Here is a 21,996-nt window from a genome sequence, read left to right as displayed (position 1 = left end):
CCTTTTACCTGTTCTTATAATCGATCAGTGTTTCTCCGTATGGTAGATCGGCAACCATTCTGACATATTTAGCGTCCACTACCTGGATGACCGGCAAATTCACATCGGAGACTTTATCCACCTCCAGAGAGGCCTCGCCACTATAGACTTCGTCTTTGCCGTCCGGCCCCTTGTGTGGAGGCCCACCGAAACAAACTCTGTTGAGCTTCGCAACATCCGGTTCTTCTCCTTCTACACCGGGTATAATTTTGAGAACAGCCAATGGTATTTCTTCCAGTACCGACGCGGGGAGGTTAGTTTCCGGTGTTATAAGCGCTCTGGCGGCGATCTGCCCTTCCTTTACTTCGACGACGGCTTCAATCTCGCCTGTGCCATGCCTAATCAACTCAATGCGATGAGCCATCTTTTTGCCAAAGCCCCAGATTTCCCGTCCAAGAGTCAGTGCATTTTCTGTTGTTACATACACAGCGTTGGTGTAGCCATACACCTGGCCTTCGTACTGGCACAAAATCCCCGTATACACTTCTCCATAAGGTCCACCACTAGTGCTGAAGTGGTTGAATTCGATGACCATAAAGGCAGTAGCAGGCTGAACAAGCTCTAGATCTGAAGGCAAAATGTCTAGCGCTGCCTCTTCATCAGTAAGGTAAGTTACTATCACAGCTTCGGTATCCCGGTAGAACCATGGTCCCTTTTTGTAGGAGGGGCTATGGGCCGGCATAGTCTCACCCCAGTTTTTAGGGGTAAGACGACCAAATTTTGAGGTATTGGAATCCATTATCATCTCCTGATTTGCGGAAGCCGGTCACATTCAATACCGGCTTGGGTGGATATTAAGTTACCCGGATATCAACCGGCGATCTAAACAACAGACGACAAACACTTTGCAGCAAGTGACATTAGACGTCGTATACGACATTGTCTGGATTCGCCAAATTCGCCGAACCCGAGAGCATCGCCATTTTCAGAGCATCTTTACGGGGCAGAATGCGTTCAAAATAGAACTTAGCAATGGTCTGCTTGGATTTATAGTACAGCTCTTCTTCAGAACCTGATTGAATTTCCCGGTCTGCCAATACTGCACCTTCCGCAAGAAAGTAGGCTAGGACGCAGTAGCCGGAATACATCAGGTATTCAAAGGCTGCCGCATTGGCTTCTTCCTCGTTTCTTTCAGTAAGGAGAGACAGCTCGTTGGAAATGCCCTTCCATTGATCTACCGTATCTCCAAGAGCAATAGCGTAGTAGGTATCGGCATTTTGGCGGCAGAAGCCATCTATAATGGAGACAAAACTTTCCAGCAGCTTGCTTTTTGAAGCCAATACCTTTCGAACGAGCAAATCCAGGCCTTGAATGCCGGTAGTTCCTTCGTAGATGGCGGTAATGCGCGTATCCCTATAGCGTTGTTCTTGGCCCCATTCCTTCAGGTATCCGTGTCCGCCAAGAACCTGAATCCCCAGAGATGTCGCTTCCTGGCTGACCTCTGTTAGAAATCCTTTGGCAATGGGCGTCAGGAAGCCCAATAGATTGTCGGCGGTATCTCTAGCAGCCTTTTGCGGGTGCGATTCAACGATATCAATCTGTTTCGCGCAAAAATAGTTCAGTAAGCGTCCACCTTCAACAAACGCCTTCTGGGTTAGCAACATTCGACGTACGTCTGCATGGGCAATAATGGGATCAGCCGCACTTGCCGGGTCCATTCGTCGGAACGCTCGCATCTGAAGCCGCTCTCTTGCATAACTAGACGCCGTCTGGAAAGAAGCCTCCATATTAGCAACGGCTTGCTGCGCTACACTCAATCGAGATTCATTGATAAAGGTGAACATAGCTCGCATACCCTTATTGGGCTCTCCCAGCATATAGCCAATTGAGTCATCAAAATTAATGACACAAGTGGCATTACCGTGTATGCCCATTTTGTGTTCAATGGAACCACAGTGGACTTTATTACCCTCCCCAAGAGATGCATCCTTATTAAGTTTGTATTTTGGTACGGCGAACAGGGAAATCCCCTTGACGCCTTCGGGCGCATCAGGGAGCCGTGCCAACACAATGTGAATGATATTGTCGGTTAAGTCATGGTCGCCAGCCGAAATAAAGATCTTGCTGCCCCGAATGGTATAGCTGGCGTCGCCGTTGGGAATCGCTTTTGTGCGCAGCAGGCCCAAGTCGGAACCCGCTTGAGATTCAGTTAGGCACATGGTTCCAGACCACTTTCCAGAGATCAAATTTGGTAAAAATTGACGACAGAGATCCGAATTGCCATGAGCTTCCAAAGTTTTTATCGCGCCCCAGGTAAGCGCCGGATACATCTCCCAGGCCTGATTTGCCGAGGCTAGCATTTCCAGCACAATACTATTGAGTGAACTCGGCAAACCTTGACCACCATATTCAACATCCTGAGAAAGGCTATGCCATCCATTCATGACGAAGCTGTCATATGCTTCCTTAAAACCCTTGGGAGTCGTGACAGCGCCATTATCAAATTTGCAGCCTTCAAGATCTCCTACAGTGTTCAGCGGCGCAATGACATTTTCAGAGAATTTTGCCGCTTCCGACAATATCGCATCTACCAAATCTGACATAGTTTCTTCCGCTGTAGGTAATTCGCGGTAGTGGCTCGGAAAGTCGAGCACTTCGTTCATGGCGAACTTGATGTTTCTTAGGGGTGCGATGTACAGAGACATAGTGGGTTCCCGAATATTGGGTTGTTTGACGTGTGTTCTCTGAACAAAGGTTAGAACCTCAGTCCAGCGTCAACCTCTATTGTTCGACCGGAGATATAGTCGTTTTCAAGGATAAAGGAGACCGTTTTAGAGATGTGAAGAGGCCTTCCCATTTCCTTCAGTGGAATCCTCTCAGTGATTGATTCTTGCAATTCCGGCTTCATGTTGGCAACCAAGTCAGTTTCTATAAAGCCTGGAGCGACTGCAGCGCTCCGAATGCCATGACGTGACAACTCTTTTGCCCAGGTTACACAGAGTGCCTCCACTCCAGCTTTTGAAGCAGAATAGTTGGATTGCCCCATGTTCCCTGCTTTACTTATGCTCGCAATGTTGACGATAACGCCCTTGCTTTCACTTTCAATCATCAATGTAGCAGCCTCCCTTCCACAGAGGAAAGTACCGGTAAGGTTAACATCGATAACTGACTTCCATTGCTCATAACTCATACGAGTTGAAATGCACTCACTATTAGTCTTCACCATGAGCGCATCTCTAGTGATCCCTGCATTGTTGATGAGACCGTGTAAGCTGCCAAAATCGGATCTTATTTTGGTGAATACTTTTATCACCTCTTCCTCATTGGCAACGTTGGCGTTATAGATGCGAGTTTTGGTACCGAAATCCCGGTTAATGGCAGCACAATATCCGAGAGCGCGATTAAGTCCAGTCTGGTTTACATCAATGAGCGCGATATTTGCTCCTTTTTGAGAGAGATGCATTGCCATCTCCAGCCCTAAACCACCGGCGCCTCCGGTGATCGCAATGACTTTGTTGTAAATATCCATGGATGAAATACTCGCAATCTATATTTTCACGACATCAATAGCACCATCCACAGGAAGTACAGCGCCATTCACAAAAGCACCTGCGGCGCTGGCCAAAAGTAAGGCCGGCCCGACCAGTTCCTCCAGATTACCCAGCCGTCTTGCGGGCATCCGTCCTATATAATCAAGACCTGGTTTGGAGTCAAAGTAATCTTGATTCATTTCGGTTTTGAACCAGCCCGGAGCCAGGGCATTAACTCGGATGTCTTGTTTCGCCAGATCCAGAGCCAAACTTTTTGTTAACTGTGCAACAGCGGCTTTTGAAGCACAATATACAGATTGTCCCTTTTGAACTCCCAACGCCAGAATGGATGCAATATTGACGATGCTGCCTGGTTTATCCGACTCGATCATCCGCCTCGCACCTTCCTGGGCAACATTCCAAACTCCGTTGAAATTAGTATTCATAACATAGTCTCGGCAATCTTCATCAATACTCATAAAGTTTTTCGGGTCTGCTACTCCGGCATTATTTACAATGACATCAATGACCCCGACCTGATCTTGCGCTACGGAAAATCCGGCATTGACGCTATCTCGGTCAACCACATCCATATTAACGGATACGACTTTCCCACCCTTTGATTGAATATCCTCCTCTAGAGCTTGTAATCGCTCAATTCGTCTAGCGGCGATCACTACAGTAGCACCAGCCGCCGAAAATCCCTTTGCCAGGGTGTAGCCAATACCGGAAGACGCACCGGTTATTAGAGCAACACGGCCTTTAAGTGAAAACATTTCAGTGTTCATTGCTTTGCTATTTGATACCTTATTCATTTTCATGTCAGAACCACTCATTGCGCATTTCTAATGGCGCGGAGTCAAAACTCTTCAGTAGCTCCGACTGTTGATAAATTTTCGGAAGTTCCCATTGGAAGTAGTATCGTGATACTTGCAGCTTACCGAGATAGAAGTTTTGATCGTCACTCGATATACACTCAGATTTTAGAGAGTTTTCTGCTGAGATTGCTTGCTTCAACCAGATCCAGGCAGCAAACACACGACCAAACAGGTCCAGATACACGGTCGCATTTGCCAATGCAGTGTCAGGATCCTGGGCAACCTTTGAGGACAGCGCCTGCGTAACATCATTGAGAATATCTATACTTTGCCTTAAGGCAGTAGCGAAGTCTTTGCAAACCTTGTACCCCTCCGCCTCAGCAAGTGTTCGATCGACAGTTTGATTGAAAAGCCGGAAGGCCAACCCTCCCTTCATTGATACTTTTCTACCAAGAATGTCGAGCGCGTGAATGGCTTCAGTACCCTCATGAATAGGATTAAGCCTGTTGTCGCGGTAGTATTGCTCAACCGGGTATTCTCGAATATACCCTGAGCCCCCTAATATCTGTATCGCCAACTCATTGGCTGCTAACCCATATTTCGAAGGCCAGGATTTCACTATTGGAGTCAGTAAATCCAACAGCAGCGACGACTCTTCCCTGACTTTTCTTGAGTCCGCGGTTTTAGTGTCTTCAAACAGAGAACTGGCGTAGAGGCACATCGCAATACCACCCTCCGCGTAAGCTTTTTGCGCCAATAGCATACGTCTGACATCGGCGTGTTGAATAATGCTGACTTGTTTGGATTCGGGTTTTTTGTTCGAAGGTAATCTTCCCTGAGGGCGGTCTCGTGCGTACTTCAACGAGCAATTGAAGCCCTGATAAGCAAGCGCTGAAGCGCCCAGGCCGACGCCAATACGAGCTTCATTCATCATCTGAAACATGTAACGCAGCCCCATATGAGGCTCACCAACTAAGTATCCGACGGCACCCTCTCTTTCTCCAAAGTTCAGAACCGTGGATGTTGTATTTCGGTATCCCATTTTGTGCAACAACCCGGCTAGAACAACATCATTGCGCTCTCCAAGCGATCCGTCTTCGTTAACATTGAACTTCGGACAGATAAACAGTGATATCCCTTTGGACCCGGCAGGTGCGCCCTCTATCTTGGCCAGCACCATATGAATAATGTTCTCGGTTATCGATTGGTCACCGCCGGATATAAACATCTTCTGACCGAAGATTCGGTATGTACCATCTTCACTAAGCTTTGCTGTGGTTTTGATGTCGGCTAGAGCTGAGCCCTGACCAGGCTCCGTTAGCGCCATGGTTCCGGCGAACCTTCCTTCCTGCATTGGCGTTAAGAATCTATTCTTCTGTTGTTCATCAGCAAAAGAATGTATCAAGTTCGCGGCACCCAAGCTGAGAAACGGATAACCGGTAGTCGCGATGTTGGCGGCACTAAAATAGGCCATCGAAGCACGCAGAACTACCTCGGGGAGCTGCATCCCACCTTCATCAAAGTCATAATGCGCTGCCAGAAACCCTGCCTCGCTAAAGGCATTCCAAGCTTCTTTTGTCTCTGGTATCAAATGAACGCATTCACCTTCGAATTTTGGCTCATTGGCGTCCCCCCTAGCGTTGTGATTGGCAAAGTATCGGTTTGCGACCGTATGGGCCGTATCCAGAGTAGCGTTAAAAATCTCTCTGGAGTGTTCTCTATAACGGGGTCTTTCCAATAGGGACTCTGTATCCAAGAACTCGTAAAGTAAAAAGTCTAAATCTCTTTCATTAAGTAGATTATGATTCATAGTGTCCTCAGGATTTTCAATGTGCTTTGCCGTAGAGTCATGATTTACACATGTAGACCATTTTCCAGCCTTGTCGCTCCAGCGTTATTGATAGCTAGGAAATGTTAACGCCTATCATAGGGTCGTTACTTTGCTCGCGATGACAAAGCGTTAACACCCTGTGACAACAGCGGATTGATCGAGTATCGAATTGGTCAGAGAAATTGGAAAAGGGAGGCGGCGTCCCGTGGCGTCAGGTCGCGCACTCCTAGAATTTCAGCGATCAGAGGTCGCCAATTGGAAGTTCTGACATTTCTTTCATTGAGAGGCTAGTTTATGGTGGCGCGGCTAAGTTCTTAGCCAGTGATGACAAGTAGATATCACTCGCCACCAGAAAGATAGCAACCGGTCATTACACCCTCTCTTCCACAATAGAATTGGTGGAAAACCGGTAACGCATATTCTGGTAAACACAGATATCGGTAATCCCCTCCGGCGTCCCCTTGGGGGCGCTGCGGTAATTGGTGGAGACACGATAGGCGCCGCTTACCGGCATCACACTGTGCCAGGTGTGACCATGCAGCAACACCACCGTACCCTTGGTTGGTGTCAAGATTCTCTTTTCAGGAAAGTCACTCGCGCTGGCTTTCGAGGGCAGCTCTCCAAGTCGATGCGAACCGGGAACCACCAAAGTCTGTCCGCCAATTTCATCGGTAATATCACTTGTATAGACCAACCGATTCAGATTGAACTGTTGGTTGTTATCCGGCGAACAGTCCTGATGCCAGGCCTGACCTTTGGTTCCGGATTTCGAAAACATAACCATGCAATAATCCGCATACCAATCCTCTCCGAGAATACTGTCTGTCAAGGCATTCAGGTCCGGGCAGTTTTGCACCAGGTCAAACGCCTTAATCCCCTCGCGCTGAGGAAACCAGGGAACCACTTCCGTTGCTGCCGCCTCCAGGAACTCGTCGTTGTGTTCAAAATCCGGGTTCATCCCATAATGGTCCAGAATCAAGCCATCGTATTCGTCCATCAGCTCCGGACCAAAAAAGTCCGGGACCACCACAAATCCATCCTTCCAAAATTGTTGTGTCGCTTTTTCAATATCAGCGCTACTTAATGTTTTATGATCAACCACGGCAGTTTTCTCTTATTGGGGTTTAAAACAACGGGTAAAGGCTCAAAATGTAAACGTTTACATTATGACCTGAAACAGGCATTGTCAAGCCCGGAAAATAATCTGGTGACTAACTGCTCTCCATCAGGTATTCACAACCAGGGACTCTGGCCCCAGATCGTGAATACTCTTGGCCCCCGTCAGGGTCATGGCGACGCGCATTTCTTTTTCGAAAAGATCCAGCAGATTCTCGACGCCCTGCTGACCTTCCGCCGCCAGGGCGTAGATGAAAGAGCGCCCCAGCATTGCGCAGTCTGCCCCCAGTGACAGCATCCGAACTACATCCAGACCGGTACGAATGCCAGAGTCTACAAAAATCTTGAGATCCCCTTTGACGGCGTTAGCAATACCTGGAAGCGCTTTGGCGGATGACAGCACACCATCAAGCTGTCGCCCCCCATGATTGGAGACAACGATACCATCGGCACCGAATTTTACCGCGTCCTTGGCATCCTGTTCGTCCAGAATGCCCTTGATCACCATTGGGCCATCCCAAAAATCGCGGATCCACTCGAGATCCTGCCACGAAATGGAGGGGTCAAAGTTGTCCCCCAACCAGCCAATGTAGTCCTCAAGTTTGGTCGGTTCACCGCGATAGGTGGATACATTACCGAGGTCGTGGGGTTTACCAAACACTCCCACATCCAATGCCCAGTGGGGTTTGAACATGGCCTGAACAACACGCCGAATCGCTGCATTGGGGCCGCTCATTCCCGAGTGCATATCCCGATAGCGGGCACCGGGCACCGGCATATCTACTGTAAACACCAGAGTGGTGACGCCAGCCGCCTTTGCCCGTTCAAGCACATTCTTCATAAATCCACGATCTTTCAGTACATAGAGCTGAAACCACATGGGGCGCTGGATCGTCGGGACTACCTCTTCAATCGGGCAAACGGACACCGTGGACAGCGTGAACGGAATGCCTTTGTTGTCAGCCGCCTTTGCCGCCTGCACTTCACCACGCCGGGCATACATACCGGTTAAACCCACTGGAGACAGAGCTATGGGAAGTGAGAACTGTTCCCCAAAGATCTCGGTGTCGAGACTGAGGTCCGACATGTTTTTTAAGACCCGCTGTTTAAGCGCGATCTCCGAGAGATCCCGGATATTGCGATCCAGGGTATGCTCGCTGTAGGAACCACCGTCAATATAGTGGAACAAGAACGGTGGCAGCTTGGCTTTGGCAGCTTGGCGGTAGTCAGTGGGGGCAGAGATAATCATAGTTTCGGGATAACAACAGTGTTGGTTTTATCGTTCAGTTGACGCCAATTTACCCCTTTCTTTTTGCCTGATAAACGGAAATAATGAAAATGATTAGTTCCAGAAACGGCATAATCTGATGCATGCAGATGATCTGATCCTGTTTTCACAGGTGGTGGAATTGGGCAGTTTTAGCCGGGTTGCAGAGGCGAACAGCCTGACAAATTCCGTCGTCAGCAAGCGAATCGCCCGATTGGAGAAGGAATTGGGCGTGCAGCTATTATATCGAACAACGCGCAAATTGACCCTCACCGAGGCCGGTAAAGCCCTTGCCCAGGGCGCCAGGCATGTGCAACAGGCCACCTCCGAGGCCGTGGATGCGGTATCTGGCTTTGGCGAGAATATCAGTGGTCACATCAAGATGTCCGTGCCCACCATTTCCGGTGATTTGATTCTGGCTGAAGCGGTTGCTGAGTTTTGTAACAACCACCCCGGGCTTAGCGTGGATATGTCTCTGGATAACCGCTTTGTCGACCTGATCGAAGGCGGTTACGACCTGGTTATTCGAACGGGTTATCTTGAGGACTCCAGTCTGATCGCCCGTCATATTCTCGATTCCCAGTGGGTGGTGTGTGCCTCACCCGCCTGTATCGCCCGCAACGGTAAACCCCAAAAACCGGAGGATTTGGTCGACCACAATTGCCTGCGCTATGCCTACCAGACCACCGGTGCCAGCGAATGGCAGTTCAAGGCCAAAAGCGGTGACTATGTGGTTCGGGTTTCGGGGTCCTTCTCCACCGACGATGCCACCGCCTTGCGCAAAGCGGCACTGGGAGGATACGGCATTGCCTATGTACCAAGATGTCTGGTTTACCACGATATTCGCAATGGCCAGCTGGTGGATTTGTTTCCGGAGCAGGTCGGCAAGAAGCTGGGGGTGTATGCGGTGTACCCCTTTACCCGTCAACTGCCGAATAAAGTGAAGCTGTTGATCGAGCATATCCGCGCCCGCTATCTGGCGATATCCCATTATTTTTGAGGCTGTTTTGTGAAGCAACAGAAAACCATGACCCCTTTGGAGTCCAGCGCTCTAGAGGCACTGCACCAGACGATGATTGGGTATCACCCGATTGGCAGCGAGACTCGCTCGCAGTTGCAAGCCATTTGCCGCTGTCGTCGCCTGGAAAAAGGTGAGATTCTCTATCCCATAGGAGAACTGCCAACGCATTTTGCCTACGTGTACACGGGGTTGTTGCGAGTGTTTGTCACCGACGACAACGGCAACGAATACAACAAAAAGTTCTTTGAGGAAGGTAGCTTTCCCGGATCCATGACCGCCTTGCTAAAGTCTCAACCCTCCCGGTTTACCGTTGATGCCCTGGAAGCCAGCCTGGTGGTGGAAATTGATCACCAGGGCTTCAGGGATCTGTTGCAACAGCGTCAAGACCTCATGCTCTACCAGATCCACTATCTGGAAAGGAACTGGCTGCTGGATAAAGATGCCCGAGAGGTGGAGATCGTTCAGGAGGATGCCGCCCTGCGTTACCAGCGCTTTCTGCAGGATTTTCCGGGGCTCACTGAACGCTTGCCGCAATACCATATTGCCTCGCACCTGGGCATCACGCCCACTCAGCTCAGCCGCATTCGAAAAAAAACCTGAATTGGGCCTTTTATCAACCTATGTAAATGCCCTGTGGCGGGCGCAGTCCTATGATGGCTCCAACTGAAACGCCATCGGAGACCACACACCATGCCCCAGGGAAACCCAACCCTTCAGCCAATAGACCCCGCTGCCACCTTGTCTAAAGCCTTGAACTGGCGCTACGCAGTGAGAGCATTCAGCGGCGCCACACTCACCGACGCTCAGATACAACCGCTGCTTGAGGCGCTGAGTCTGAGCCCCTCTTCCTACGGTTTACAACCCTATCGAGCGCTGCTGCTCAAAGATCGGGCTCTGCGCCAACAGCTGGTGCCCCATGCCATGGGGCAGGAAAAAGTCGCTGACTGCTCACATCTGCTGGTACTGGCGGCGCAGACCTGCATCGGAGATCACACGGTCGATCAATATGCCCAGCGTGCCAATAGGGTTCGCGAAGAACCCATTCCGCAGGGCATGCTGGATCATATGAAAACCGCCCTGGCGGGCATGAGCACGGCTGAGCAACAGCAATGGGCCCATCAACAGGCCTGCGTCGCTCTGGGCAATCTGCTCACCAGCGCTGCCCTGCTGGGAGTGGATGCCTGCCCAATCGGAGGCATAAACCCAAAGGGAATTGACCAGGTACTGGGCCTGGCGGATTTAGGCTTAACCACCACCGTTTTGATCGCACTGGGAGTCCGAGATCACGGGGATGCACTGGCTCAGCAGCCTAAAGTCCGTCTCGGCGTCGACGAACTGGTGGTGGGACGCGAGTGATGTCCAGCCTGGGTCTGCTGGCCATGATGGCCGGTGCTGCCATTGCCGTGCAAGCCGGTATGAACGCCCGACTCGGCGTTCTGTTGGACAACGCGTTGATGAGCACCGCCATCGCCTTCACGGCCAGCGCAGTATTGACCTTGATGGTGGTACTGGTGTCAACGCGGCAGTATCCGTCGTTTGAGGTGATTCGAGCGGTGCCGACGCATCTTTGGACCGGCGGCGTGTTGAGCAGTTTCGGGGTCGCCCTCTTCTATTTTCTGATCCCGAAAATGGGGGTGGGCAATATGATGTCGTTTGCGCTTAGCGGGCAGATACTGGTGGCGACACTCTGCAGCCACTTGGGCTGGTTTGATCTTCCTGCTAAACCCGTTACCCATATCAAATTGATTGGCCTGCTGTGTATGATAGCGGGCATTGTTCTTGTCAATCTGGATTTGGAGTCCTGACATGCTGGCGTTGGAGCCTATCAAACAACTCAATATCGATAACCTGACCCGTCTGTGGAAACAGATGGGACTGCGAGAGTCACATGATTATTCATTGCAGCAGCTTAATGTGTGTGCAAGCTGGCCCCATCGGCATTGGCTCGACTGGGGAACGCAAATCAAAGCACCTGAAGCGGTCAGGGATTTTGCCAAGCGTGTTCCGGCAACAGCAATCATTCCGGTTTGGGATAGCAACCCTGCACACCCGGCAGTGTTCGAGCAGGAATTGATTGCCAGCGGTCTCGAAGCCACCTTCAGTCAAACGGCTATGGCGTTGCCTATGCCCACCGAGAGTTTGGTACCCTCAATCGAACTGCAGGTTGCAGAGATTGCCAGCGACGAGGAACTCAACCATTGGGTGCGTATCGGCAGCGCTGCGTTTGGCTATCAGATTGATTCCGACGCAATTCGTAACGTCTTGAAATGCGAGAGTGCTCAGGTGCTTCTGGCCCGTCTCCAGGGTGAACCGGTAGCAACAGGGCTGTTATTTGAGACTGCGCCGGTCATCGGCATTCACCAGGTGGGCGTGGATCCAAACTATCAGGGGCAAGGTATCGCCCTGGCTTTGATGCAAATCCTGATTGAGCGGTGTCGCGTTCGGGGTGGCGAGGCGATTACGTTACAGGCCTCTGTTGTGGGCAAACCGCTGTACGATCGCTTGGGGTTTACTTCTCTGTTCACGATTCGTAACTATCAGCGGGTGCCACCAGCCTGATCGATCACAGGATAGATCAGGCTTGGTCAGATCATCGTCAGGGCAGTGTGCAAGTCTCCACCCAACCAGCGTCCTGAGAGTAGCAACCATTGCGACTGCGGAACAAGTCCGAAGTCTGCTCGCCCGAGCCGTCGGCATCGTTGAAGATCAGATTGCTTTCCCGGACACCTTGCGGCATCTGATAAAAGAACCAACCGTCACCCAGGTTCTCCATCGCCTCGCCCGGCCAGCCGGGTCCTGAGACACTTGCGCCCCAGAAGTAGAGGTTGATATTGTCGCTCCAGTGGGCCGGTTTCTCGAACCAGAATTTCAGACCGGGCAAGGTGCAGCTGTCCGTCCAAAATGAATCGGTGTAATCGAAGCAACCGTCGCCCTCGCGGTAGAGGTCACCGGTTTGCTCGCCGCTGTTATTGTTAAAGATCAGATTCGAAGCCGTCACTTCATCGGCAAAAGTAAAGGCATACCAGCCCTCGCCCAGATCCTCCATGGGCACACCGGGCCAGTTGACCGCAGGCGCGGAGGGCGTGGCATTCCAGTAATAAATATTAACCTCGGTCCAATGGTCCGGTTTTTTGAAGTAGGTCGTAAAACCCGGCTCCTTGACCAGACCGTGGCTGGGATTACAGGGGAACTCGCCCTGCGATCCATTTTGAGCCTGCACAAACACCGCAGCGGTCAGTGCCGGGATCTCAAAGGTTCCGTTCGCCGAATCGTAGCTGGCCTGTTGAACCGTCAAGTCACTGCCTCCGGCCTGAACCGGATGCAGAGACATTGGCATGCCGGCCAGCGCCTCCAGAGTCACACTCCGGGCCTCATCGTCTGCATTAAAGATCACAGCAATACCGTCGTACTGTGGGTCAAAATCGCCGTCGCTGCAGGCGCCATCACTAATGGTCATGGTAATCAATCCCGGCAGCTGTTCGGAACCGGTATTCCAGAAACCCACACGCTGCTTGACCTGTTCGGCGTTATCCAGGCGGAACAACGGCGAACTGTAGCGAATCGCCAGCTGATCGCGAAACACAGCCGTGGCAGCCTGCAGGTGTTCGGCAACAGGATCGATATTGGGGTTGGAGAGAATATCCCTCATTACATCCCAGCGATCGCCGTTTTTGTCCTCCGAAGGCAGCCCCACCGCCCAGTTATTATCCTCCAGGGTAAAGTCGACTTTGTTAAACCAGTCACCGGAGTCAAAGCTGTCGCGATCCATGGACTTTGATCTGAGCAGATCGGTGCCCATTTGATGGAAGGGAATGCCTTGGGAGAAATTGACAATGGCGTGCCCCAGGGACTGCACTCTTACACGAGAGTCGATATCAGTCCAGTCCGGCAGTTTTGCCTGAGTATTGTCCCACAGGGTTTCATTGTCGTGTTTGTCGATGTAGACCACGTTCTCCTGGGGGTCCGAGTTATACCCCACTCCGGAGTAGTTCAAGCCGGTATTGAGATTGCCGCCATTGTCTACAAAGGGGTAGTCCTGCAGATTGCCGGCCAGACCGATGCGAATACGATCCGCTTGGTCGCCGGGAGTGCTGGCCCCTTCGACCACACCATTATCGAACGTGCCGTTACCGTTGGTAAACCCCTGCGCTCGGCCCCGATCAGTAAAGTTGCCGCCGCGAACCGCGTCTCTTAGACGATCGTTAAACGTACCTATGCCGGTTCCCGCCAAATTGAATTGGGTCGCCTGATCGAATCGCTGGTTACCCGCCACTTCGCCGAAGTCCCAACCCTCACCGTAGAGATAGATATTGCTGCCATCAACACCGTGCTGCTCCAGGGTCAGCTGGTCGAGTTGCGCTCGAATATTCTCCATCACCGATTTGGGATGATGGCCCATCAGATCGAAACGGAAGGCGTCGATCTTGTAGTGTTGTGCCCACAACATAATAGAGTCCACCATCAACTTTTCCATCATGGTGTGCTCAGCGGCCGTGTTGTCGCAACAGGTGGAGGTTTCCACTGTTCCTGACAGTGCATTTAAACGGTGATAATAACCGGGCACCACTTTGTCGAGCACGGAGTTACTCCAAAGTCCGGAGGCCGAGGTGTGATTGAAAACAACATCCACAACCAGCTTCAGGTTTACTTCGTTCAGCGCTCGCACCATTTCGCGCAGCTCCAGTACCCGTTGTTTACCGTTGGTATCGGTGGCGTAGCTGCCCTCAGGCGCCAGGAAGTGGTAGGGATCATAACCCCAGTTAAAGCCGTCCACCGAAGGAAAACCTTGCGTGCGCTGATCATAGTTGATCGCCTGAATCAGATCCGTGGTGGGATCGTCCGCCTTCAGCATTTCAAAGGCTTCGCGGATGGTGACATCGGCAAAGGCTTCGCAACCCGCCTGCACACTGGCGGTGGCGACCTTCTCGCACAGTCGGCTGTAAGGGTCATCCAAATCCACTCGATCGTCCGGGTTTTCTTTGACCGAACTGATGTCATTCACCGGCAGCAGATGCAGGTGCGTGAGACCGGCATTCGCCAAAGCAGTAAGATGAGACATTCCGTGTGACAGGGGCTGACCATTCTGGCCGTTATAGGTGAACGCCAGATAGGTGCCGCGATGCTCCTCAGGCACCAAGGGATCGGAGATACTGAAATCCCTGACATGTCCTTCATACACGCTGATATTTGCTTGCGCGGGCAACGGCTTTTGTAAGGAATCCCAACCCAGTGGCTTGATTTCCGCGTCGTTGCGCAGATCCACAATTTGACTGAACTGGGAGTCCTGACTGAGGCTGACCGAATAGGGGTCAGTGACTTCGTAGGTTTCTACTGCTCCGGTTTCAGGGTGAAACACGGTGACTTCGTAGCGGTAGTATTGGTCGATCCAACTGCTGTTGCCAATAAACCGATAAACTCCGTCGCTGACGTCAACCGCCTGTTCCGTGGACAGCAGATTGAAATCGGCATCGTAGATCTTTAACGCCACTTGCTGAGCCGTGGGTGCCCACAAACGCAGAGTGACGCCACTGTCAGTGTCTACCCCCAACGGCCCGCTGTAGCTAAACAGTTCATCAATGACCCCTGGTAACTGAACGCGAGTCGCTTCGTTGACACGGCCTTCACTGTCCAGGGCCACGGCCCAGATTTCCCCTTTCAGGGCTGCGGCGATTTCCGCATCCGACAGATTCAGCGCAAATGCGGGCCAGTCGGCCAGGTGTCTGAATTTGTCCGCCGTTGCCTCTGAAAAACTGGAACCGGAGGAGAGATCAATTTCAACATCGGCGTTGACGATCTGGTTGTTAGCAATTTCCAGATTAGCGGCCGCCGCGCTGTAGAGCTTATAGCTCACTGCGTCACTGCCGGTCGTCTTCCAGGCTATGCGGTCGCGGCTGAGCCAGTGAGCACGGGCACCGCTAACGTTGGCCAACGGCGAAACATCGCAGTTATCAGACCAGCTGCTGCCTTCGGATTCAAAACAACCGCCGCTGTCGCGGTACAGGTCCGCGGTCTGGTTACCCTGACCATCGGTAAAGATCACATTGGCGCTGGTGACGCCGGCCGGAAATTCGTAGCGATACCAGCCATCGGCCATGGTTTGCATGCCGGTACCCGGCCAGTTGACGGCGGGTGCTCCGTCCGCATTCCAGTAGTAGACGCTGATCTCTTCGCCCCAGCCTTCTGGTTTATGAAAAAACAATTCCAAACCCGGTTCGGGGGTATCGCAGCTGTCCTGCCAGCCATTGTCCACAAAGCAGCCGCTGGTATCGCGGAAAAGATCCGCGGTTTGATTACCGCTACCATCATTGAAAATCACATTGGCACTGGCCACCTCGTCGGAGAATTCGAAGCTGTACCAGTCGTCTCCGAGGCTTTCGGCTGGGATGCCGGGCCAGTTGACGGGGTCTGCGGGATCGGCGTTCCAGTAATAAATGTTAATACCGCTAGACCATTCGGCCGGTTTCTTGAAAAACACCTGCAGTGGGCCGGTTTGCGGTTCGGGCTCAGATTCACACCCGTCCTGCCAACCACTATCAACAAAGCAGCCGTCGCTATCCCGATACAAATCCGCAGTCTGTTGGCCATTACCGTCGTTAAAAATCAGGTTGGCGGCGCTGACGTTGTCCGGAAACTGATAGCGATACAAGCCGTTACCCAAAGACTCGGCTTCAACACCCGGCCAGCTGACTCCCGGTGCGGGTTCGGCGTTCCAATAGTAGACCTTGATGTCGTTACCCCAGTCGGATGGCTTGCTGAACATCACCTCCAACCCCGGGTTCACTCCCACCTCGACGGCAACCGCTTCGCTGATCAGGCTATTACCACTCTGATCGGTCGCCCGCGCCCGAAAGCTGAGTTGGGAACCTTGGGGATAGTCGTCAGCATTAAAGAAAAGATTGTAGTCGGGGCTATGATCGGTGCCGGCGTGCTGATACTCGCCACCGTCGACGCTGACCTCAAAGGTCACACTGGTCATCGGCAAAACCGACGATGTCACCCAGGAAACATCAGCGGCAATGGGCGTGCGCCCACTGGCCTTTCGGCTGCTGTCCAGTACCAGGTTTACGGATTCAATATTGGGAGCGCTGTGTTCATCGGCAGCCATGTAGATGGACACTGACAAGCCCTGAACACTCAGCTGTAAGCTATTGTCTATCGTCTTGACCTGATCACGTGTCGGATAAATTTTGCGATAGCGGTCGGCCGTAGCCTCAAGACTCACGTTTTTGCTATCCGTACTGGTGTTTAGAACAACCAGATACTCCAGCCCTTGATCGATCTTTGAAAACGCGAGTATCCCCGGCTCATCGCTGGCATAACGAACCATCTGCTGTCCGCGACGCAAACCCTCGTGTTGCTTCAGAAGTCTGGCAAAGAGTCCCAGGCTTCTGTAGAGGCGATGGGTGCGCCGGAAATTATTCACCCCGGTGCTGTAGTCGGTGCCGACCAGATCGAGGTCATTGTATTCATCAACCTGACTGGGAAACATATCCTCTCGGGCGTTCTGGTCACTGCCGCCACCGACAAATCCTTGCTCGTCTCCGTAGTAAACGACTGGAATACCACGGGCAAAATATATCAGCGCATAGGCTTGTTCCAATCGTGCCAATAAATCTTGATCTGAAATTCCCGGATTGGCGTTGCGAATTTCGTAAGCCAAGCGGCCAACGTCGTGGTTACTGACGAAGTTCATCGAAAAACTGGCATCGCTATCGCGATCCGTATACCAGTCGTCGAGCGCAAAAATATCATTTAGCCGCGATGGCGCATGATTATTGGCGAAAACATCCTTGAGAGCGTAATACAGGCCAAAATCCAGAGAAGCGGATAACTCCCCTTCCGTTGAGTAGCGGCTGAGATTCACCGGATTGCCGTCATAAATCTCTCCGAAAACAAAAAAATTGGGTATGCCCTCAGACTCCGCGTGAGCCTTGATCGCCGGAGTCCACTGTTTCCAGAAATCCATGTCGACATGTTTGACGGTGTCAACCCGAAAACCATCGATCTTGTATTCACTGATCCAGTGCATAAACAGCTCGGTCATGCCCTCTACCACCTGCGGCTGGGTAGTATCCAGGTCATCGAGCCCAAAGAAATCACCCAGAATGGAGGATTCACCGGCAAAGGTGCTGTCACCACGATTGTTGTAGTGATCCATATTGTTTAACCAGGCAGGCACCTTGACGTTTTCATCGCCGCTGGGAATAAAGGGTGTATAGGCGTCCTGCATTGAGTCACGGTAGGAGCAGGCCGACAGCCCCTGCGGGAAACTGCCATCTGAGTTGTGGCATTCCGCATAACGGATAACATCCGCCGTGTGATTGATCACGACATCAAAGAATATCTTGATGTTCATATCGTGGGCTCGATCGATCAACGTCTGCAGTGACTCGTTACCCCCAAGATGGGGATCGATTTGAGTGTAATCCAGCGTCCAGTATCCGTGGTAGCCGGCCGAGCCGTTATTGACGGGATCATTCTTGAAGATCGGAGTTAACCAGACGGCCGTAATACCCATCCCTTTCAAGTAGGGTAGCTTTTCTGCCAAGCCCTGTAGGTCACCGCCGTGGTAGTAGGCTTTGTCCTCGGGATCAAAGCCGTGCTGCTCACGACCCCCTTCTATACCGCCGGTGTCATTGCTGCGATCACCGTTGTGAAAGCGGTCCGGAAGCACAAAATAGAAGACATCGTCACGGACGTCTCGGTCCAGATAGTGATCGTCATCATCAGCGGCGTGTAGCGTCGCAGCAGAGCAGCTAAAGAACAGTGGCAACGCAAATGAACTCAAAGGCCCCCAGAGCCTTGATACAGGTTTGGTCATGATCAGCAACATCCCTAGCGTAGTTTTTATTTAATGTAATTATTGTTTAGTCAAATTCTGGGCAATAGGTCGCCCCCGGTGGTGCATAGAGCACTACCGTAAATCAGATACGTTGAAGATTTGAATGAGGGATAGATTAGTCAATCACGACTATTGAAGGCAATCGACTGCATACGTATTCATGCGGCAGGTCCGCCGGTGTTGCTCAGGCCACCGACGATTATAATATGGCTAATCAGTTCTACTTTGTCATTAAAAGGATAGAGTTGGCGTAGGGTGGATTAGGCGCAGCCGTAATCCACCATGAACATCGCACGTGCTAAATAAACCGCATGCCGACTGTCCCCAGCCCCTGGTAGCGAACCGTAACACTGTCACCGGGCTCCACTGTCACGGCGGCGGTTACGCCTCCAGTCAAAATCAAGCTGCCTGCTGGAATCTCCTCTCCTCGCTCACCCAGGGCATTGGCCAGCCAGGCCACGCTGTTGGCGGGGTGGGCCAATACCGCGGCGCCCGCTCCCACCTCTACAATCTCGCCGTTGCGTTCCATAACCACACCGATGTTGCGAAGGTCCACATCACCGGCATCGGCCATTTGGCCACCCAACACAAAGCGGGATGAGGAGGAGTTGTCAGCGGCCACACTGACCAGATCGAAACGAAAATCCTTGTAGCGGGAATCGATAATCTCCACCGCTGGAATCACAAAATCGGTTGCAGCCATCACCGTGCCTACATGACACCCCGGTCCGCGCAGTGGTTTGTTGGTCACGAACGCGATTTCCGCTTCCACCTTAGGATGAATCAGACTCTTGGTATCAATCTCGGCTCCGTCCGGTTGCTGAAAGTAATCGGCGAGAAATCCGTAGCAGGGTTCTTCCACACCCATTTGTTTCATTTTCGCCCGCGAAGTCAAGCCGGCTTTATAGCCGACAATCTTATTGCCGCGTTCGATCTTGCGCCGACGGATTTCATCCTGCACATTGTAGGCGTCTTCAAAATCCATCTCCGGGTATTGATCCGTGACCTTGGTGACCTCGTAGGCCTCCAGTTCGGCGTTTTCCAGATAGGCTGCCAGTTCGGCCACTTGTTCTTTGGTGAGTGCCGTCATTTCCTGCTCTCCTGTTTAAATAGAATTAACTGAAACGCACACTGGCGCTGCCAATACCGCCGATATCCACACGCATATAGTCACCTGCGACCACCGGCTCCAGTGGTACCAGAGAACCCGACAAGATCAGCTCACCTGCCTTTAATGGAATACCAAACTGCCCCAGGGTATTGGCCAGCCAGGTCACACAGTTGACCGGAGAACCCAGCGCGGCGGCACCGGCACCAGTACTGATGATCTCTCCGTTCTTTTCCACCACCATACCGGCAACCGCCAGATCCACCTTGCGAGGATCAATGGCCTGGCCACCTAACACCAGCAGACCGCAAGAGGCGTTGTCGGCGACGGTATCCTGAATCTTGATCTTCCAGTCCTGAATACGTGAATCGACAATTTCAAAACACGGAAGTACAAACTCCGTAGCCGCCAGGACATCGGCGTTGGTTACGCCGGGTCCCATCAAGTCTTTTTTAAGAACAAATGCGATTTCACCCTCAGCACGAGGTTGGATCAGCTGCTCGCTGATGGGCATCTCGTCGCCGTCGGCGAACACCATTTTGTCCGTGAGGTAACCAAAATCCGGTTGGTGTACGCCCAGCATGTTTTGGACCGCCTTGCTGGTGACACCGATTTTCTTGCCGACGATACTTTCTCCAGCAGCGACACGGCGGTCAACCATGTGCTTTGAGATATAGTAAGCATCTTCCAGAGTAATCTCGGACTCCCTCTCAGTCAGCGGCGCGATGGCTTCACGCTGGCACAGCGCCTGGTAGAGTTCATCTCCCAGGGCAGTGATTTTATCTTGGTTCATGTTTTCCCCTCTCAGGCTATCTTTTATTGTTCATACAACTGCAGGCAACCACGTAGGGTGGATTAGGCGAAGCCGTAATCCACCAGTTTTTGATTCTGCAGTGAAATTGAAAAATTGTGCCGTTACAGCTTCAAACAAATATTCTGCAGCTCGGTGTAAAACTCCAGCGAGTGCTCGCCGCCCTCACGACCAATACCCGATCGCTTCATACCGCCAAAGGGCACGCGCAGATCCCGCAGAAACCAACTGTTGATCCATACGGTACCGGCATCCAGCTTTTGGCCAACGCGATGCGCCCTGGAAGCATTCTCTGTCCACAGCGCCGCAGCCAGACCATAGGGGCTGTTATTCGCCAGTTCGATGGCTTCTTCTTCCGTATCAAACGGTGCAATGTGGCAACAGGGGCCAAAGATTTCTTCCTTGATCACCACGGCGTCTTCTGACAAACCGGTCCAGATGGTCGGTTGAATCCAGTTGCCGCCCGCCAGCTCCCCGGGCATATCGGGAATGCCACCGCCCGTAACAACGGTTGCCCCCTCTTCCACCGCCTTTTGGTAATAGGACAGCACCAGATCGCGGTGGGAGGCGCTGATCAATGGGCCCATATTGGTAGAATCGTCTTCCGGAGCACCCAGCTTGAGCTGCTCTGCGCCCTCTTTCAGACGTGCGACAAATTCGTCGAAGATGGAACGCTCGACATACACCCTTTCGGTGCCGAGGCACACCTGCCCACAGTTGGCAAAGGCGGAGCGCAAGGTACCTTCAATGGCCTTGTCCATATCGCAATCGGCAAACACCACTCCCGCGTTTTTGCCGCCCATTTCCAGAGCCACATCGCGCACACCGACGGCCGCTGCCGTCATCAGTTTTTCGCCGGTGTCGGTAGAGCCGATAAAGGTGATGGCATCAACATCCTGGTGGCGAACCAGCGCATCCCCTGCGGAGCGCCCGCGACCGGTAACCACGTTGAATACACCCTTGGGTATGCCGACCTCGTTCATCACCTCACCCAACAGGCAGGTGGTCAGCGAGGTTTCATTGGACGGTTTAACAACAACGGTGTTACCACAGGCCAGCGCCGGCGCCACCTTCCAGGTCATCAACAGCAGTGGCAGGTTCCAGGGGATCACCGCTGCGATTACGCCTTTGGGCTTGCGAATGGAATAGTTAATGGCACCGGTGCCGTCGGGCGTGGGCATGGTAAACGATTCATTAGCGACGTTTCGGACCATGTCGGCAAACACTTTAAAGTTGTTGGCACCCCGGGGAATGTCCACATGACGAGCCAGGCTGTAGGGCTTGCCCGTATCGGCGCATTCCGCTTCCAGGAATTCGTCGAAGCGCTCGTTGATGCGGTCAGCCAGGCGATGCAACAAGGCTACCCGCTCATTCAGTTCCATATTGGCCCAACCGTTGTTCAACGCACTGCGGGCAGCCTTTACCGCCAGGTCCACTTCCGTTTCTCCGCCGTCGTGGATCACTCCGATCTGTTCTCCGGTAACCGGACTGAAGTTTGGCATGGTGTTAACCGAGCCCACATATTCACCGTTGATAAAATGCTTACTTTCTCTCATGGTTCGTCCCACCACTGTTCAATTACAATCATGATCTGTAGGGTGGGTTAGGCGAAGCCGTAACCCACCAGATTTTGAATCTGTGTCTTGTTTACGGTGGATTACGCTTCGCTAATC

The 21,996-nt window shown here is 52.2% G+C and carries 16 protein-coding genes; 5 read left to right on the top strand and 11 right to left on the bottom strand.

Annotation, left to right across the window (positions count from 1 at the left end):
* Positions 1-4 precede the first annotated feature (4 nt).
* From HBA55_RS21775 to lldD, 7 genes are all read right to left on the bottom strand, one after another.
* Complete coding sequence (locus HBA55_RS21775) at positions 5-778, bottom strand: acetoacetate decarboxylase family protein (protein WP_166995814.1); 774 nt, start codon at positions 776-778, stop codon at positions 5-7.
* 121 nt (positions 779-899) lie between these two features.
* The gene (locus tag HBA55_RS21770; RefSeq protein ID WP_166995812.1) at positions 900-2,684 is read right to left on the bottom strand and encodes an acyl-CoA dehydrogenase family protein; all 1,785 of its coding nucleotides are present in this window, start codon (positions 2,682-2,684) and stop codon (positions 900-902) included.
* A 50-nt stretch (positions 2,685-2,734) separates the two neighbouring features.
* On the bottom strand, positions 2,735-3,508 hold the full coding sequence (locus tag HBA55_RS21765; protein WP_166995810.1) for an SDR family oxidoreductase: 774 nt from the start codon (positions 3,506-3,508) through the stop codon (positions 2,735-2,737).
* 18 nt (positions 3,509-3,526) lie between these two features.
* Positions 3,527-4,345 (bottom strand): SDR family NAD(P)-dependent oxidoreductase, encoded by an 819-nt coding sequence (locus HBA55_RS21760; protein ID WP_240946208.1) that lies wholly within the window; start codon positions 4,343-4,345, stop codon positions 3,527-3,529.
* On the bottom strand, positions 4,332-6,137 hold the full coding sequence (locus HBA55_RS21755; protein ID WP_166995809.1) for an acyl-CoA dehydrogenase: 1,806 nt from the start codon (positions 6,135-6,137) through the stop codon (positions 4,332-4,334). Before HBA55_RS21755 ends, HBA55_RS21760 begins: the two co-directional genes overlap by 14 nt.
* A 391-nt stretch (positions 6,138-6,528) precedes the next feature.
* The gene (locus tag HBA55_RS21750) at positions 6,529-7,260 is read right to left on the bottom strand and encodes a phytanoyl-CoA dioxygenase family protein (protein ID WP_338109435.1); all 732 of its coding nucleotides are present in this window, start codon (positions 7,258-7,260) and stop codon (positions 6,529-6,531) included.
* Positions 7,261-7,383: 123 nt separating this feature from the next.
* Positions 7,384-8,523: an FMN-dependent L-lactate dehydrogenase LldD gene (gene lldD / locus HBA55_RS21745; protein WP_166995807.1), complete on the bottom strand. Its 1,140-nt coding sequence runs from the start codon at positions 8,521-8,523 to the stop codon at positions 7,384-7,386.
* A 118-nt stretch (positions 8,524-8,641) separates the two neighbouring features.
* Between lldD and HBA55_RS21740 the strand changes: the two genes are divergently transcribed.
* The 5 genes from HBA55_RS21740 (at position 8,642) to HBA55_RS21720 (ending at position 12,121) form a co-directional block, all read left to right on the top strand.
* On the top strand, positions 8,642-9,541 hold the full coding sequence (locus HBA55_RS21740) for a LysR family transcriptional regulator (RefSeq protein ID WP_166995805.1): 900 nt from the start codon (positions 8,642-8,644) through the stop codon (positions 9,539-9,541).
* Positions 9,542-9,550: 9 nt separating this feature from the next.
* Positions 9,551-10,162 carry a Crp/Fnr family transcriptional regulator gene (locus HBA55_RS21735; RefSeq protein ID WP_338109434.1) on the top strand — a complete coding sequence of 204 codons (612 nt, stop codon included), beginning with the start codon at positions 9,551-9,553 and terminating at the stop codon, positions 10,160-10,162.
* Positions 10,163-10,252: 90 nt separating this feature from the next.
* Positions 10,253-10,918 carry an NAD(P)H-dependent oxidoreductase gene (locus HBA55_RS21730; RefSeq protein WP_166995803.1) on the top strand — a complete coding sequence of 222 codons (666 nt, stop codon included), beginning with the start codon at positions 10,253-10,255 and terminating at the stop codon, positions 10,916-10,918.
* Entirely contained in the window at positions 10,918-11,367 is a 450-nt protein-coding gene (locus HBA55_RS21725) for a DMT family transporter (RefSeq protein ID WP_166995801.1), read from the top strand. Before HBA55_RS21730 ends, HBA55_RS21725 begins: the two co-directional genes overlap by 1 nt.
* 1 nt (position 11,368) lies before the next feature.
* Positions 11,369-12,121, top strand: a complete 753-nt coding sequence (locus HBA55_RS21720) for a GNAT family N-acetyltransferase (RefSeq protein ID WP_166995799.1) — start codon at positions 11,369-11,371, stop codon at positions 12,119-12,121.
* A gap of 37 nt (positions 12,122-12,158) precedes the next feature.
* Here HBA55_RS21720 and pulA read toward each other — a convergent pair whose 3' ends face one another.
* The 4 genes from pulA to HBA55_RS21700 all read right to left on the bottom strand — a co-directional run bounded on the left by pulA (position 12,159) and on the right by HBA55_RS21700 (position 21,879).
* A complete protein-coding gene (pulA, locus tag HBA55_RS21715; protein ID WP_166995797.1) occupies positions 12,159-18,383 on the bottom strand; it encodes a pullulanase-type alpha-1,6-glucosidase in 6,225 nt (2,074 codons plus the stop codon).
* A gap of 319 nt (positions 18,384-18,702) precedes the next feature.
* Complete coding sequence (gene dmpH, locus HBA55_RS21710; RefSeq protein ID WP_166995795.1) at positions 18,703-19,494, bottom strand: 2-oxo-3-hexenedioate decarboxylase; 792 nt, start codon at positions 19,492-19,494, stop codon at positions 18,703-18,705.
* A 25-nt stretch (positions 19,495-19,519) separates the two neighbouring features.
* Positions 19,520-20,305 carry a 2-oxopent-4-enoate hydratase gene (dmpE, locus tag HBA55_RS21705; protein WP_166995793.1) on the bottom strand — a complete coding sequence of 262 codons (786 nt, stop codon included), beginning with the start codon at positions 20,303-20,305 and terminating at the stop codon, positions 19,520-19,522.
* A 122-nt stretch (positions 20,306-20,427) separates the two neighbouring features.
* Positions 20,428-21,879 (bottom strand): 2-hydroxymuconic semialdehyde dehydrogenase, encoded by a 1,452-nt coding sequence (locus tag HBA55_RS21700; protein ID WP_166995791.1) that lies wholly within the window; start codon positions 21,877-21,879, stop codon positions 20,428-20,430.
* Positions 21,880-21,996 lie beyond the last annotated feature (117 nt).

Source organism: Pseudomaricurvus alkylphenolicus, assembly GCF_011683955.1.
In the GTDB taxonomy this organism is placed as follows: domain Bacteria; phylum Pseudomonadota; class Gammaproteobacteria; order Pseudomonadales; family Cellvibrionaceae; genus Pseudomaricurvus; species Pseudomaricurvus alkylphenolicus.
Note: the sequence above shows the minus strand (reverse complement) of the source record. Positions and strands in the feature narration are given on the sequence as shown.